The following is a 15,340-nucleotide window of genomic DNA, read 5'->3' as shown; positions in this document are numbered from 1 at the left end:
ACGTGACACGGCCCCCGGGAGCATCGCTCCCGGGGGCCGTCGCGTGTGAGGGCCGACAGGCTCACTCGACGTCGTCGGCGGCTTCCAGCCACTCCAGCTCGACGGTCTCCTTCTCGGCCAGGACGACGTCCAGCTCGGCGCCGAGGCGGGCGAGCTGCTCGTGGTCGCTGGCGTGCGCGGCGAGGTCGGCGTGCAGCGCGGCCTCGCGGGCCGCGATCTGGTCGAGCCGTCGCTCGAGGCGGGCCATCGTCTTGCGGGCCGCCCGGTCGCGGGCCGAGCCACCCCGGGCCGGGCCGGCGGGTGCCGAGGCCGTCGGAGCCGGGCCGGGCGGGGCGACGTCCGGGCGGGCCAGGCCGGCGCGGCGGCGCTCGAGGTACTCCTCCACCCCGCGCGGCAGCATCGAGACCTGGCCGTCGCCGAGCAGCGCCCAGACCGAGTCGGTGACGCGCTCGAGGAAGTAGCGGTCGTGCGAGACGACGACGAGCGTGCCGGGCCAGCCGTCGAGGAAGTCCTCGAGCACGGTGAGGGTGTCGATGTCGAGGTCGTTGGTGGGCTCGTCGAGCAGCAGCAGGTTCGGCTCGCCGAGCAGCTGGCGCAGCAGCTGGAACCGGCGCCGCTCGCCGCCGGAGAGGTCGCCGACGCGGGCGGTGAGCCGGTCGCCGGTGAAGCCGAACCGCTCGAGCATCGAGGTCGCGGTGATCTCGCCGTCGGCGGTGCGGGTGATCGTGCGCACCCCCTCGACCGTCTCGAGCACGCGGGCGTCGGGTGACAGGTCGACGGAGGGGTCCTGGGTCAGGTGTGCCAGCGCCACGGTGCGGCCGAGGCGCACCCGGCCCGCCGAGGGGGCCAGCTCGCCGGCCAGGAGCCGCAGCACCGAGGTCTTGCCGGCGCCGTTGACGCCGACCAGGCCGACGCGGTCGCCGGGGCCGAGGCGCCAGGTGGCGTCGTGGAGCAGCCGCCGCTCGCCGCGCACGAGGTCGACGTCCTCGACGTCGACGACGTCCTTGCCGAGGCGCTGGGTGGCGAAGCGCTGCAGCTCGAGCCGGTCGCGCGGCGGCGGCACGTCCTCGATGAGGCGGTTGGCGGCGTCGATGCGGAACTGCGGCTTGGAGGTGCGCGCCGGCGGACCCCGGCGCAGCCAGGCGAGCTCCTTCCGCATCAGGTTGCGGCGGCGGGTCTCGGACGCCGCGGCCTGCCGCTCGCGCTCGGCCTTGGCCAGCACGAACGCCGCGTAGCCGCCCTCGTAGACGTCGACGGCGCCGTCGTGCACCTCCCAGGTCTGCTGGCAGACCTCGTCGAGGAACCAGCGGTCGTGGGTGACGACCACGAGGGCCGAGGTGCGGCGGCGCAGGTGCTCGGCGAGCCACGCCACCGCCTCGACGTCGAGGTGGTTGGTGGGCTCGTCGAGGACGACGAGGTCGTGCTCGCCGAGCAGCAGCGCGGCCAGCGCGCAGCGGCGCCGCTCGCCGCCCGAGAGGCCCTCGACGGTGCGGTCGAGCTCGACGCCGGCGAGCAGCTCGGTGACCACCTCGCGCAGCCGCGCGTCGGCGGCCCACTCGTGGTCGGAGCGGCCGCCGAGCACGGCCTCGCGCACGGTGTCGCTCGCCACGAGCGGGTCGCCCTGCGGCAGGTGGCCGACGTGCAGGTCGCGGCGGCGGGAGACGCGGCCGTCGTCCGGCTGCTGCTCGCCGGTCATGACCGCCAGCAGCGTCGACTTGCCGGCCCCGTTGGCGCCGACGACGCCGATGCGCTCGCCCGAGCCGACGCCGAGGGAGACCTCGGCGAGCAGCGGCCGGACGCCGTGGGCCTTCGAGACCCGTTCGAGGTTGAGGAGGTTCTCAGGCACGGTCGACCACCACGTGGGCTCCGGCGACGGGACCGTGGGCGACCAGGGCGCCCTCGAGCGCGCCGGCGACGGCGCGGGCGTGCTCGGCCGACTCGGCGAGGAACAGCACCGTCGGCCCCGAGCCCGAGACCAGGCCGCGCAGGGCGCCCTCGGCGACGCCGCGGTCGAGCAGCGCGCCGAGCTCGGGGCGCAGGTCGACGGCGGCGGCCTCGAGGTCGTTGTGCAGGGCGCGGGCGAGCGCGGCGGGCTCGCCGGTGGTCAGGGCGGCCAGCACGGCGTCGGCGGGGGTGGGGGTCGGGTCGGCGTCGGGACGCAGCCGGTCGAGGTGGGCGTAGACCCCGGGCGTCGCGAGACCCGCCGTGGCCGGCACGACCACCCACCACCACGGCCCGGTGTCGGCGACCGGCTCGACGAGCTCGCCGCGGCCGGTGCCGAGCGCGGTGCCGCCGAGCAGCGAGAAGGGGACGTCGCTGCCGAGGTCGGCGGCGAGGCGCAGCAGGTCGTCGTCGGTGGTGCGCAGGTCGTGCAGCCGGTCGAGGGCGACGAGGGCGGCGGCGGCGTCGGCCGACCCGCCCGCCAGGCCGCCGGCGACCGGGATCGCCTTGTCGACCGTGAGCGCGGCGGTGAGGTCGCGGCCGTGGTGGCGGCCGAGCGCGACGGCGGCGCGGTGCGCGAGGTGGTCGGGCCCGTCGGGGACGCCGACGACCTCGACCCGCGGCGAGGCGGCGGTGGTGCGGACGCCGAGCACGTCGTCCGCGGTGGCGGTGACGTCGTCGTACAGGCTGATCGCCTGGTAGACGGTGCAGAGCGGGTGGAAGCCGTCGTCACGCGGCGCGCCGACGCCGAGGTGGAGGTTGATCTTCGCGGCCGCCCGCACGGTGACGCTCACGCCGCGAGCCCCTCGGCGAGGCGGGCGAAGTCGGCGACGGTGAGCGACTCGCCGCGGGCGAGGGGGTCGATGCCGGCCCGCTCGAGCGCACGGTCGACCTCGGCGGCGGGCGCGAGCGAGCGCAGCACCCCGCGCAGGGCCTTGCGGCGCTGGGCGAAGGCGGCGTCGACGACGGCGAAGACCTGCCGGCGGGTCGCGGTCGTGGCGGGCGGCTCGCGGCGGGCGAGGGAGACCAGGCCCGAGTCGACGTGCGGGGCCGGCCAGAAGACGTTGCGGCCGATCGACCCGGCGCGGCGGACGTCGGCGTACCAGGCCGCCTTGACCGACGGGACGCCGTAGGTGCGGCTGCCCGGCGGCGCGGCGAGCCGGTCGGCCACCTCGGCCTGCACCATCACCAGGCCGCGCTCGAGCGAGGGCAGCAGCTCGAGCAGGTGCAGCAGCACCGGGACCGAGACGTTGTAGGGCAGGTTGGCCACCAGCGCGGTGGGCGGCGGGCCCGGCACCTCGCTGACGCGCAGGGCGTCGGCCTGCACCAGCTCGAAGGACGCCGCCTGGTCGGGCGCGTGCTCGGCCACCGTGCTGGGCAGCGACGCGGCCAGGCGCTCGTCGATCTCGATGGCCACCACCCGACGGGCGACGCCGAGCAGCGCGAGGGTGAGGGAGCCGAGCCCGGGACCCACCTCGACCACGACGTCGTCCGCGCCGACCCCCGACTCACGCACGATGCGGCGCACGGTGTTGGCGTCGATGACGAAGTTCTGGCCCTTCTGCTTGGTCGGGCGCACGTCGTGCAGCTCGGCCAGCCGCCTGACCTCCGCCGCCCCGAGCAACCGCGGCTCGCGGGGCCCCGCCGACGACGTCATCCCCCCACGCTATTGGCCGACCCGTCGCTTATAAGCGACGGGTCACCGAACCTGACGCTGACCCGTCGCTTATAAGGGACGGGTCAGCGTGGATCAGCGGGGAAGGCCGAGCTTGGCAGCGCAGCCGGGCCAGGAGCCGTAGCCGCCGGTGGCGGCGCGCAGCCGCTCGGCGACGGCGATCTGGGCCTCGCGGGAGTTGTTGCTCGGCAGGCCGGAGCCGCCGTAGGCCTGCCAGGTGCCGAGGCTGAACTGCAGGCCGCCGTAGTAGCCGTTGCCGGTGTTGATGGCCCAGTTGCCGCCGGACTCGCACTGCGCGAGCTGGTCCCAGACGGTGCTGCCGCTCGAGTAGTCGACGGCGGGGGCGACCGGCTCGGGCGGCGCGGTGCCCACCGAGACGACCTCGGTGACCGGCTTGCGGGTCACCTTCGCGTCGATCTCGCGGCGCTTGACGAGCTCGCCGTTGCGGAAGACGAGGCGGTAGGTGACGGTGCGGGCGCCGGGGACGCCGTCCTGCACGGTCTCGGTGGTGCCCTCGGTGAGCTCGTCGTCGTCCTGCTCGACGGTCTCGTAGGCGACCTCCTGGCCCGTGACCTTCTTGGTGGCCCAGCGGACGTCGGTGAAGACGACGCGGTCGCCCTCCTCGAGCCGCGCGGTGCGGGCCGGCCGGGTCTCGTCGCGCGGGTCGACGTCGACGCCGACGCGCTCGAGGGCGCCGGCGACGGTGAGCGCGGTGACGGTGCGGGTGACCGGCTTCTCGCCGGCGAGCGCGAAGGTGATGCGCTTGGGGGTCACGACCGACATCGACATGCCGCCGCGGCCGATCGAGAGGCTGCGGCTGGTCGAGACCCGCGCGCCGTCGCCGATGCCGACCTGGCCGAGCGCGGCGTCCACGCTCGTGGCGGTGACCCAGTGCGTGGTCTTCTCGCCGTCGACGGTCAGCTCGAGCGGGCGGCCGTAGCGCACGTTGATCAGGGTGCCCTCCTCGACCTGCTCGTCGAGGGCGGGCGCGACGACGTCGTGCTCGCCGACCTCGATGCCCTCGGCGTCGAGCACCTCGCCGACGGTGCCGCCCATGGCGGTGACCTCGCGCTCCTGGCCGTCGACCGAGACGGTGACGGTCTTGGTGAGCGCGGCGTAGCCGAGGGTCGTGCCGGCGACGGCGACCGCGACGATCGCGGCCAGCGAGACCAGGACGACCCTGCTGCGGGCCAGCCGGCGGAGGCGACCGGGGGTCGGGGTGGTGCTGGTGGGGCTCGACGGAGCCGGGGTGTCGGGGAGCGACATGAGGAGACTCGGAGGGTCGGCGACGGGCCGGAGGCGCCCGGGAGGACGCTCTACCAGAGCAGCCCCCACCCCGACGACGCAAACCCCGGACGCCGTTTCGGCGGGTGAACGTGGTCGGCATCACCTTGCGGACGCCCCAGGCGTCACCTCAGCCCCAGGAGCCCCCGAAGGCGTCGAACGTGTTCGCCTCGATGGCCGCGCACAGCTCGCCGAGGTCGTCGCCGCGGGTCTGTGCCATCGCCCGCACCGTCAGCGGCACCAGGTAGGAGGCGTTGAGGCGGCCCCGGTGCGGGTGCGGGGTGAGGTAGGGCGCGTCGGTCTCGACGAGCAGCCGGTCCTGCGGCACCACGGCCAGTGCCTCGCGCAGCGGCGCCGCGTTCTTGAACGTCACCGTGCCCGAGAACGACAGGTGCGCGCCGCGGTCGAGGCAGGCCCGCGCGAAGGCGGCGTCACCGGAGAAGGAGTGCATCACCCACCGCGACGGCGCGCCCTCGGCGTCGATCACGTCGAGCACGGCGTCGTGGGCGTCGCGGTCGTGGATCACCAGCGTCTTGTCGAGCCGCCGGGCGAGGTCGACGTGCCAGGCGAACGACGTCACCTGCGCGGCCCGGCCGGCCTCGTCGTCGGCCTCGACCCAGTAGTGGTCGAGGCCGGTCTCGCCGACCGCGCGGACGACGGGGTCGGCCGCGAGCGTCTCGATCTCGGCCAGGGCGTCGTCGAGCCGGCCGTCGGCCGCGAGCCGGGTGGCGTCGGTGGGGTGGAGGGCGACGCCGGCCACGATCGCCGCGTGCTCGCGGGCGGTCTCGACGGCCCAGCGGGCGCCGTCGAGGTCGCAGCCGATCTGCACGATGCGCGGGACGCCGACGGCCGCCGCCGCGGCCAGCGCCTCGGCCACCGGCACGACCGGGGCGCCGTCGCGGACGACGTCGAGGTGGCAGTGGTCGTCGACCACCGGGTGCGGCAGCGGCTCGGGCGCCGGAGGTCGCTCGCTCACCGGACGTCGGGCGCGTCGGGCGCGTCGGGCCGGGCCGGGGCGACGCGGGCCAGGATCGCGTCGGCCGCCGCGCGGGGGGCGTGCGTCGGGATCCAGTGGTCGACGCCCTCGAGCACGACCAGCTCGAACGGGGCCGCGACGAACTCGTGGCACAGCTCGGCCGAGGCGCGGTCGACGAAGCGGTCGCCGTCGCTCCACACCAAGGTGGTGGGCACGCGCACCCGCCGCATGCCGTCCCGGGCCTCGCTGCCCGGCGACGCGGCCGGCCGCGGGCGGCGACCGAGCCGCGGCAGCTGGCCGAACGGCATCCCGCGGTACCAGGCGATGCCGCCGGGCAGGGCGCCGTCGTCCACGATCTCGGCGCGGAAGCGGGCGACCTCGTCACGGGTCATGCCGCCGCCGCGCATCGCCCGGTCGAACAGCCCTCCCGGACGCCGGGCGCTCAGCTCGGGCAGCCACGGCACCTGGAAGGCGACGATGTACCACGACTTCAGCGCCTGGGTGGAGCCGCGCAGCGAGCGGGTGTAGGCGCGCGGGTGCGGCACCGAGAGCGTCGTGAGGCTGCGCAGCAGCTCGGGGTGGGCGGCGGCGAGGGTCCAGGCGACGATCGCGCCCCAATCGTGACCGACCAGGTGCACCGGCCGCTCCGGCGCCCCGGCCAGCCGCAGCAGCGCGCCGACGTCGCGGGCGAGCAGCGCCGTCCGGTAGTCACGGCGGCGGCGCGGCCGGGCGCGGGGCGAGTAGCCGCGCTGGTCGGGCGCGAGCGTGCGGTAGCCCTCGGCGTGCAGGAGCGGCGCGACGTCGCGCCAGCAGGTGGCGCGCTCGGGGAAGCCGTGCAGCAGCACCACGACCTCGCCGTCGAGCGGGCCCTCGTCGGTGACGTCGAAGGTGAGGCCGTCGTGCTCGTAGGAGGTGAGGCGCTCCCCCGGGCCGGCGGCGGTCACGAGGCGTGCACCAGCTGGTAGACGTGGCGCTTGGGCACACCCGCGGCGCGGGCCGTCTCGGCGATGGCGTCCTTGCGACTCATGCCGCCATCCTCGCGCTCGGCCACCGCGGCCAGGAGGGCGGCGTCGTCGGAGGCGACCGCGGCCACCGCCGGCGCCCCCTCGACGACCAGCGTCACCTCGCCGCGCACGCCGTCCTCGGCCCAGGCGGCGAGCTCGGCGAGGCCGCCGCGCCGCACCTCCTCGTGGGTCTTGGTCAGCTCGCGGCACACCGCGGCCCGCCGGTCGTCGCCCCACGCCTGCGCCATGGCCGTCAGCGCGGCCGCGGTGCGGTGGGGCGCCTCGAAGAACACCAGCGTGCGCGGCTCGGCGGCCAGCTCGGCGAGCCGCCGCGACCGCTCCCCCGCCTTGCGCGGCAGGAAGCCCTCGAAGCAGAACCGGTCGACCGGCAGCCCCGAGACCGCGAGCGCGGTGAGGACGGCGCTCGGCCCGGGCACCGCGGTGACCCGCACGCCCGCCTCGACCGCGGCCGCCACCAGCCGGTAGCCGGGGTCGGAGACGCTCGGCATGCCGGCGTCGGTGACGAGCAGCACCCGCTCGCCGGCCAGCAGCGCCTCCAGCAGCGTCGGCGTCCGCTGCCGCTCGTTGCCCTCGAAGTACGACACGACACGGCCACCGACGGTGACGCCGAGGTCGGTGGTCAGGCGGCGCAGCCGGCGGGTGTCCTCGGCGGCGACGACGTCGGCGCCGGCCAGCTCGGCGGCCAGCCGGGGCGGGGCGTCGTCCGCCCGGCCGATGGGGGTCGCGGCGAGCACCAGGACGCCGCGCGCGTCATCCTCCGAGCCGGCCACCCGCCGATCATCCCCCACGTAGGATCCGCCCGTGACGACGCTCGACGACCCGCCGCGCGCCGGGTTGTCGACCACCGCGTCCGGACGCCGCGTGCCGACCGCCTGGCAGCGGGCCCGCGGCCGGCTGGTGCTGCTCGACGACCGGTACGTCGCGTGGGCCGCGGCCCTCGCGATCACCCTGCTCGCGTTCCTGATGCGCCTGCACCGGCTCGGCGACCCGCACCGCTTCGCCTTCGACGAGACGTACTACGCCAAGGACGCCTGGAGCCTGCTCAACTTCGGCTACGTGCGCGACTACCCCGACGAGATCGGCGGCACCACGGTCGACGACCTCATCCTCGGCGGGAAGACCACGGGGGTCTGGGAGGACCTCCCGTCGATGGAGGTGCACCCCGAGGTCGGCAAGTGGCTGATCGCGCTCGGCGAGTGGGCCTTCGGGATGAACCCCTTCGGCTGGCGCATCGCCTCCGCCGTCGTCGGCGCGCTGATGATCCTGGTGCTGATCCGGCTCACGCGGCGGCTGACCGGCTCGACGATGCTCGGCTGCGTCTCGGGCCTGCTGCTCGCCTTCGACGGCCTGCACTTCGTGCTCTCCCGCCTCGCGCTGCTCGACATCTTCGTCGCCTTCTTCCTGCTGTGCGGCGTGACGTGCGTGGTCAACGACCGCGACTGGTTCCGGCGACGACTCGGGGCCCGCGTCGGACCCGACGGCATCGGGCCCGACGAGTGGGGGCCGGTGCGCGGCCTGCTGTTCCGGCCGTGGCTGCTCACCGGCGGCGTGTGCTTCGGCCTCGCCATCGGCACCAAGTGGACGGCGCTCTACCCGCTCGCCGCGTTCGGCCTGCTCGCCTGGCTGTGGAGCGCCGGGGCGCGGGCCTCGTTCGGCGCCCGGGCGGCCTGGCTGCGCAGCGCGGTGGCCGACGGCCTCCCGGCCTTCGCGCAGCTGGTGCTGGTGGCCTGCATCGTCTACGTCGCCTCGTGGACCGGCTGGCTGGTGCACGCCGGCCAGTACGAGGAGCACCTCTCCTCGACGCAGTACACCGGCTTCGTGAAGGAGAACGGCTGCGTGCCCGGCGAGGAGGGGGGCGAGCTCGTGCCGGACAACGAGAGCGACGACTCCGCCACCTGGCCCACCGCCGGCGAGCCCGACGCGAGCGGCCCCGCCGAGCTGGTGCAGTCGCTGCGCTCGCTCTGGTACTACCACCAGGACGTCTTCACCTTCCACACCCACTACCTCAACTGCGCGACGCACGTGTACCAGTCGCAGCCGTCGGGGTGGCCGCTGGTCAACCGGCCGGTGGGCGTGGCCACCGACCTCGACATCCAGCCCGGCGAGCAGGGCTGCGAGGCGCCCGAGGGCAAGACCTGCTACCGCCAGGTGCTGCTCATCGGGACGCCGCTGCTGTGGTGGGGCGGGGCGCTCGCGGTCATCGCCGCCGGCGCGCTCTGGATCGGCACCCGCGACTGGCGCTTCGGCGTCGCCGTCGTCGGCACGCTGTCGTCGTGGCTGCCGTGGCTGCTCTACGACGACCGGCCGATCTTCTTCTTCTACGCCATCACCTTCCTGCCGTTCATGGTGCTGGCGGCGACGCTGGTGCTGGGCAAGCTGATCGGGCCCCACCGCACGCCGTCCGGACGTCGCACCCTCGGCGTCGTCGTGGCCGGCTCGTTCGTGGTGCTGGTGCTGGTGAACTTCGCCTATTTCTACCCGCTGCTGTCCTACGGCCTCATCCCCCAGCCCGACTGGCTCGACCGCATGTGGTTCCAGCGCTGGATCTGAGCCGGCTCGTCGAGCAGGCGCCGCGGGTGAGCCTGCGACCCCGCGGTGCGCGTGTGGGGACCACGGACGGTCCACGTGAGGGCCACCGAGGCCGCTCCAGGCACTAGCGTGCGACCCGATGACCGCCTTCACGCCCGGCTGGGACGCCTTCCCGCCCGCCCTGCTGGACTTCTGGACCGAGCGCCACCTCGTCGTCCTCACCACGCTGCGACCCGACGGCCGCCCGCACGCCGTCCCGGTCGGGGTGGCGCTCGACCCCGAGCGGCGCTGCGCCTGGGCGATCAGCAGCGACGGCACCCGCAAGGTGCGCAACGTCGAGGCCGGAGACCGGGGCGGCCCGGCTCGCGTGGCGGCGTGCCAGGTCGACGGCGCCCGGTGGTCGACGCTCGAGGGCACCGCCACCGTCGTCCGCGACGAGGAGTCGGTCGCCCGGGCCTGCGAGCGCTACGCCGGCCGCTACCGCGTGCCGCGCCCGAACCCGGCGCGGGTCGCCCTGCGCTTCGAGGTCGAGCGGTTCGTGGCGTCGCGGTCGCTGCTGGAGGGGTAGCCAGCCCCTCGGCTCAGCGCGCGGCGCGGGCCTCGAGCGCGTCGGTGAGCAGCGAGACCAGGGCCTCGGTCTGCACGTCGGCCGACGAGCCGACCTCGTCGTCGGAGCCGTCGAGCGCGCGGGCGGCGAGGCCGGCCTTGCTGTCGATCAGCTCGGCGACCTTGGAGTCGACGGTCTGCGCGGCGATGACCCGCCAGGCGGTGACCGGCTGGTCCTGGCCGATGCGGTGCACCCGGTCGATGGCCTGCGTCTGCTCGGCGTCGGTCCACGACAGCTCGGCGAGCACGACGTTGGAGGCGACCTGCAGGTTGAGGCCGACGCCGGCCGCGGTGAGCGAGCACACCGCGACCGCGACGTCCGGGTCGTTGACGAAGGCGTCGATGTTGGCCTGGCGCACCTTGGGCGTCTGGTCGCCGCGCACGGACGCCGACTTCATGCCGCGTTGGGCGAACAGCGCCTCGGCGGTGTCCATGACGTCGACGTGCTTGGCGAAGAAGACGACCTTGCCGACGCTGCGCGCCAGCTGGGCGGCGTAGTCGGCCGCGAGACCGGCCTTGGCCTGGCCGATGCGGCGCATCATCGTGAACACGTTCTCGCCGCCGCCGGCCGGCTTGTCGCCCGAGCCCTCGCGCTCCCACGCGGCGACCTGGCGCACCAGGGCGTGGTCGATGCCGTCGACCACCGCGCCGGAGCGGCGGGTGGCCAGGGCGGTGTCGTAGCGCTCGACGAGGCGGCGGGCCAGCTCGCGCTCGGCGGCGCGGATGGAGCGACCCACCTCGCCCTCGAGCTCGACCGGCAGGTCGGCGATGCGGCGGGCGGGGATGTCGGAGGCGACGTCGACCTTGCGGCGGCGCACGATGCCGAGGTCGATGACGGCCGAGCGGGCGGCCGGGTAGAAGCCGGGGTCGATGGGCGTCTGGCCGGTGGCCTCGAGGCGCTCCATCAGCTCGGCGCACGGCATCTTCTCGTCGATCCAGCCGAGGAACTGCCAGATGGCGCGGAAGTCGTCGATGTCGTTGATCAGCGGGGTGCCGGTGAGGGCGACCATGAGCGGACGCGCGGTGCGCTCGCGGATGCGGTCGGCGGTCTGCAGCACGAACTGCGAGCGCTGCGAGGTCTTGTTCTTGATGAAGTGGGCCTCGTCGACCACCATGCCGCCGAAGCCGTGGCTGCCGAGCCAGCCGACGTGGCGGTCGAGGATCTCGTAGTTGACGATGACGATGTCGGCGAAGCCGTCCATCGTGTCGCCGTTGCCGTGCACCACGGTGGCGGTGCGGTGCGGCGTCCAGAGGCCGACCTCGCGGGCCCAGTTGGTCTTGACCACGCTGGGCACGACGACGAGCAGCGGGTAGGCGTCGGCGGCCTGCGCGGCGAGCAGCGCCTGCGCGGTCTTGCCGAGGCCGGGCTCGTCGGCGAGCAGGAAGGTGCGGTGGCCCGCGGCCGCGGCGGCGACGACCTGCGCCTGGTGGTGCATCAGCTCGAGGCCGACGGGGGCCTTGACCGAGCTCTCCTCGGGCAGCGCCATGCACGACGTCGCCCCGCCGGCGGCGCGCTCGAACGACTCGAGCAGCGGCTCGATGAGCTCCCACCCGGCGAGCCGGCGCGCCTGGGGCGCGCGGTGGGCCCCGGCGAAGTCGGGCCGCAGGAACGGGTTGGCCAGCTGGCGTGAGAGCACCGAGCGCGGCACGACCTGGCGATCGAGGTCGACGACGTGGGTGCGGCCGTTGGCGTGGCCGTTCGCGTGGCCGTTGGTCGTGGACGGCGGGCGCGGCACGTCGGCGGTCTCGACGCCGGCGGCCTCGAGCATGTCCTGGCGCAGGATGCGGGCGGCGTCGGGGACGAAGGCGTCCTCGGCGAGCAGCGAGAGCAGCGTGGTGTCGCGGGCGGTGGTCTTGGCGAGGATCGTGCCGATGCCGTCGAGGCGCTTGAGCTGCTCGGCGCGCTGGCCCTCGGGCAGCTCGGGGTCGAGCTTGACCCGCTGGCGCTCCTCGCGGGCGAGCATCGCCACGACCTGGAACTTGATGCGGGCCGCGGGCTTAACGCGGCCGCGCTGGGCGGCACCCTCCACCTCACGGACGGCGCGGGCCAGGACCGGGATGATCCCCTCGTTGTCGAGCTCGCGCCCGCGACGGCGCGTGGTGGTGCGGGTGGCGCCGTGCTGGCGCTGGCCTCCTCGAGCCAAGGACTCCTCCTCCGGAGCTGCCGCGGCCGCGTGGCCGTGGCGGTGCAGCGGACCCAGCCGGGAGCCGGACGACCGGGCTCGTCCCGGTTCGGGGAGGACGGGGGCCGCGGTGCGCGCGGGCGGCGGTGGTACGCCGGGCGGTGCTGCCGCGTCGGGCGGCGGACGCCGATCGACCACCGGCGTCGTCGTCATGGTACCCCGTGACCGCGCGCCGCACGCACGCGGCGCGAAACCGGCGCGTCAGGTCACCGGCGCAGGCCGTCGCCCAGCTCGCGCAGGGCCTCGGCCAGGGTGACGCGCGGCGTCCACCCCCAGCGGGTGGCGCGGTCGGTGACGATGCGGCCGGTCCAGCCGGTCTCGGCGTCCCACGTCGGCTCGACGCCGAGCGCCTCGCACACGGTGCCCACGTAGTCGCGCTGCGTGGCGGGCTCGCCCGCGACGTTGACGGCGGTGCAGGCCCCCGCGACGGGGCCGTGCTCGGGGTCGTCGGCGAACGGGACGCGGCCGGTGGCCAGCTGCGCGACCAGGGCGGCCAGGTCACGCACGTGCACCCAGGCGAAGGTGGTCTCGGGCGAGGCGTGCCGCAGCGCGTCGTCCTCGGCGATCTCGGCGGGCCGGGCGGTGTTCCACATGGAGGTCTCCCCCGCCCCGAGGATGGCGGGCGGGCGCACCAGCACGCGGGTCAGGCCGTCGAGGTCTCCCGCGGCGAGGGCGGCGTCGGTGTCGCGCTTGGTGACCGCGTAGTCACCGGCGTCGTCGGCCACCAGCCGGCCCGACTCGGGGCAGTCGCCGGCGCCGGGCGAGCGGTCGTAGACCGCGGCGGTGGAGACGTGCACCAGCCGCTCGAGCCCGGCACGAGCGGCGGCCCGGGCCAGGGTGGTGGTGCCGTCGACGCTCACCGCTCGCTGCGTGGCGAGGTCGACGCCGTCGGCCATCGGGTAGACGGTGGTGACCACGGCGTCCGCGCCGTCGACCAGCCGCTCGGCGGTGGCGGGGTCGGCGAAGTCGCCGACGACCTCCTCGACGCCCTGCGGCGCGGTGCCGGGACGCCGGACGACGCCGCGCACCGGCACCCCGCGCTCGAGCAGCGCGACGCACACCGCCGCGCCCACGAAGCCGTTGGCGCCGGTGACCACGACGGGGCGGTCGTGGTCGGTCCAGTCGGTGACCTCGTCGGGGTCGAGCGGCTCGGCGGAGGGCGTGTCGGTCATGCCGTCCACTCTGGCACGGCCTCGCGCGCCCGGACGTCGGCGGCCACGTCGTCGTCCGACCCGCCCGACCGCAGGCCGCGCAGCACGAGGACGCCGATCGCGGCGACGGCGAGGCCGCGGGGCAGCTCGACGACGAGGCCGGTGAGCACGGGCCGCTCGGGCAGCGGCACGAGCAGCAGCAGCGAGCCGGCGAGCAGGACGCCGCCGATCCAGCGGGGCACGCCCGGGGCGCGCAGCAGCGCGACGGCGAGCACGACCAGGCTGAGCACGAGCACCAGGCCGCCGACGACCTGGAGGGTCACGAAGGCCGGGGCGTCGACGATCTCGCCCTCGGTGCCGATCAGCGGGCGCGCGGCCGCGTCGCGGGCGATCGTCGGGGCGACGAAGCCCTCGACCACCAGGTGCGACATCGCGCTGAGGGCGTTGCCGACCAGGTAGCCGACGGCGCCGACGAGGCCGAGGACGCCCAGGCCGCGCTCACGCAGCCACAGGTAGCCGCCCGGCAGCCCGAGCATGAGCAGCAGGGCGCCGGCGTAGATGAGGTACTGAGCCCACGGCGAGCGGTCGGCGAGCAGCGCGGCGACGGAGTGCGACTCGCCGTCGACGACGGGATGGGCCAGACCGCCCGCGAGGCTGAGCACGAAGGAGCCGATCAGGCACCAGGCGCTCAGGCGGTACAGCGTCGCAGCCGGGACGACGGCCGCACCGGGGTGGGCAGGGGCGTGGGGAGCCGACATCGGGTGTCCTCCTTCTCGGGTCGCGGCCCGTCTCTCGGACCGCGACGCCGAGCCTGGCCGGGCGCCCTTGCCTGCCGGTTGCCCGTCGACGTCCCGACGTGGAGCGGCCCGCCGGCCACCCTCGGAGACGAGGGCGGCCGGCGGGCCGGAGGTGCTGCGCTGGCGCGCGCCGACTCAGTAGTCGGTGTGCTCCAGGTAGAGCTTGCCGACGGCCGCGGAGGTGAGCGGCGAGACGTCGGGGGTGTCGTTCTCGACGATGTACTCCTCCACCGTGTGCTGGCGGAAGATCTTGGTGAAGTCGATGACACCGGTGCCGAGGTCGCACATGTCGCCGCCGTCGGCCGCCGAGCGGTCCTTGACGTGGAACTGGCGCACGTCCTGGCGGGCCTGGCGGATCACCTGGTTGGCGAACTTCAGCGGGTCGGCCTCGCCACGGTTCACACCGGCGGTGTAGGCCCAGTAGAGGTCGACCTCGAGGTGCACCAGACGCGGGTCGAGCTCCTTCTGGAGCACGTCCCACGGGGTCTTGCCGCCGCCGAGGTCGATCGTGAACTCGTGCGCGTGGTTGTGGTAGCCGTAGCGCAGGCCGCGCCGCTTGGCGGCGTAGGCCTCGGTGTTCATCTGCTCGGCCCAGGACTGCCAGTCCGACAGCTTGTCGGAGTTGAGGTAGGGCACCACGATGTACTTCTGGCCCAGCGTGTTGGCGTCGTCGAACTTCTTGTTCATCGCCGACGTGCTCGCGCTGATGCCGTCGTGGCTCGAGCTGGCCCAGATGCCCAGCTCGTCGAGGCGGGCCTTCATCTGGGCCGCGGTGTAGTGGTAGAGGCCGGCGCGCTCGACGCGCGGGTAGGCGTACTGGGCGAGGCGGGTCAGCACGGTGTCGACGCTGGCGGGGTCGGTCATGGCCGCGCGCAGCGTGTAGAGCTGGATGCTGATCTTGCCCTCGGGCACCTGCTTCTTGCGGTTGCCGCCCGCCTTGTTCTTCTCGCCCTTGCCGGCGGCGTTCGCGACGCCGGTGCCGGCACTGAGCGCGGTCAGGCCGGCTGCGCCGACCGCCGCGCCACGCAGCAGGCCACGCCGGCTGGCGCCCTGCTTCTCGAGCGACTCGCGCAGGGCGGCGTCACCGTCATATCCGAAGCACATCTTTGATTGTTTCCTCTCGTTGGATCCTACGTAAGGGAGACCTGGATGTGGGGGGTGGCGGGCGGCGCA

General features: G+C 75.1%; 13 protein-coding genes. 2 read left to right on the top strand and 11 right to left on the bottom strand.

Annotation, left to right across the window (positions count from 1 at the left end; all coding sequences use genetic code 11):
- Positions 1-61: 61 nt before the first annotated feature.
- The 7 genes from ABEA04_RS07690 to rsmI all read right to left on the bottom strand — a co-directional run bounded on the left by ABEA04_RS07690 (position 62) and on the right by rsmI (position 7,671).
- Complete coding sequence (locus ABEA04_RS07690) at positions 62-1,846, bottom strand: ABC-F family ATP-binding cassette domain-containing protein (protein ID WP_345456511.1); 1,785 nt, start codon at positions 1,844-1,846, stop codon at positions 62-64.
- Positions 1,839-2,735 carry a 4-(cytidine 5'-diphospho)-2-C-methyl-D-erythritol kinase gene (locus ABEA04_RS07685; RefSeq protein ID WP_345456509.1) on the bottom strand — a complete coding sequence of 299 codons (897 nt, stop codon included), beginning with the start codon at positions 2,733-2,735 and terminating at the stop codon, positions 1,839-1,841. The genes ABEA04_RS07690 and ABEA04_RS07685 overlap by 8 nt, the downstream gene beginning before the upstream one ends.
- Complete coding sequence (gene rsmA / locus ABEA04_RS07680) at positions 2,732-3,598, bottom strand: 16S rRNA (adenine(1518)-N(6)/adenine(1519)-N(6))-dimethyltransferase RsmA (protein ID WP_345456506.1); 867 nt, start codon at positions 3,596-3,598, stop codon at positions 2,732-2,734. Before rsmA ends, ABEA04_RS07685 begins: the two co-directional genes overlap by 4 nt.
- 93 nt (positions 3,599-3,691) lie before the next feature.
- Entirely contained in the window at positions 3,692-4,882 is a 1,191-nt protein-coding gene (locus ABEA04_RS07675; RefSeq protein ID WP_345456503.1) for a resuscitation-promoting factor, read from the bottom strand.
- A 148-nt stretch (positions 4,883-5,030) separates the two neighbouring features.
- Positions 5,031-5,876, bottom strand: coding sequence for a TatD family hydrolase (locus tag ABEA04_RS07670; protein WP_345456500.1), 846 nt, complete (start codon positions 5,874-5,876; stop codon positions 5,031-5,033).
- Positions 5,873-6,820, bottom strand: coding sequence for an alpha/beta fold hydrolase (locus tag ABEA04_RS07665; RefSeq protein ID WP_345456495.1), 948 nt, complete (start codon positions 6,818-6,820; stop codon positions 5,873-5,875). The genes ABEA04_RS07670 and ABEA04_RS07665 overlap by 4 nt, the downstream gene beginning before the upstream one ends.
- The gene (gene rsmI / locus ABEA04_RS07660; RefSeq protein WP_345456492.1) at positions 6,817-7,671 is read right to left on the bottom strand and encodes a 16S rRNA (cytidine(1402)-2'-O)-methyltransferase; all 855 of its coding nucleotides are present in this window, start codon (positions 7,669-7,671) and stop codon (positions 6,817-6,819) included. The genes ABEA04_RS07665 and rsmI overlap by 4 nt, the downstream gene beginning before the upstream one ends.
- Before the next feature lie 31 nt (positions 7,672-7,702).
- On the opposite strand from rsmI, the gene ABEA04_RS07655 reads away from it, so the two are divergent.
- Together ABEA04_RS07655 and ABEA04_RS07650 are read left to right on the top strand one after the other, a co-directional pair.
- The gene (locus ABEA04_RS07655) at positions 7,703-9,451 is read left to right on the top strand and encodes a dolichyl-phosphate-mannose--protein mannosyltransferase (RefSeq protein WP_345456489.1); all 1,749 of its coding nucleotides are present in this window, start codon (positions 7,703-7,705) and stop codon (positions 9,449-9,451) included.
- Between the two features lie 118 nt (positions 9,452-9,569).
- Positions 9,570-9,998 carry a pyridoxamine 5'-phosphate oxidase family protein gene (locus tag ABEA04_RS07650; protein WP_345456486.1) on the top strand — a complete coding sequence of 143 codons (429 nt, stop codon included), beginning with the start codon at positions 9,570-9,572 and terminating at the stop codon, positions 9,996-9,998.
- 13 nt (positions 9,999-10,011) lie between these two features.
- Here ABEA04_RS07650 and ABEA04_RS07645 read toward each other — a convergent pair whose 3' ends face one another.
- From ABEA04_RS07645 to ABEA04_RS07630, 4 genes are all read right to left on the bottom strand, one after another.
- Complete coding sequence (locus ABEA04_RS07645) at positions 10,012-12,180, bottom strand: DEAD/DEAH box helicase (protein WP_345456483.1); 2,169 nt, start codon at positions 12,178-12,180, stop codon at positions 10,012-10,014.
- 245 nt (positions 12,181-12,425) lie between these two features.
- Positions 12,426-13,391 (bottom strand): NAD-dependent epimerase/dehydratase family protein, encoded by a 966-nt coding sequence (locus ABEA04_RS07640; RefSeq protein WP_345456480.1) that lies wholly within the window; start codon positions 13,389-13,391, stop codon positions 12,426-12,428.
- Positions 13,388-14,128 (bottom strand): hypothetical protein, encoded by a 741-nt coding sequence (locus tag ABEA04_RS07635; protein WP_345456477.1) that lies wholly within the window; start codon positions 14,126-14,128, stop codon positions 13,388-13,390. The genes ABEA04_RS07640 and ABEA04_RS07635 overlap by 4 nt, the downstream gene beginning before the upstream one ends.
- A 174-nt stretch (positions 14,129-14,302) precedes the next feature.
- Positions 14,303-15,271: a sugar phosphate isomerase/epimerase family protein gene (locus ABEA04_RS07630; protein WP_345456475.1), complete on the bottom strand. Its 969-nt coding sequence runs from the start codon at positions 15,269-15,271 to the stop codon at positions 14,303-14,305.
- Positions 15,272-15,340: the final 69 nt, after the last annotated feature.

It is taken from the genome of Nocardioides marinquilinus (genome assembly GCF_039543705.1).
GTDB classification, from domain to species: Bacteria; Actinomycetota; Actinomycetes; order Propionibacteriales; family Nocardioidaceae; genus Nocardioides; species Nocardioides marinquilinus.
The sequence above is the reverse complement of the archived record's forward strand: the minus strand, read 5'-3'. Positions and strand labels throughout refer to the sequence as shown.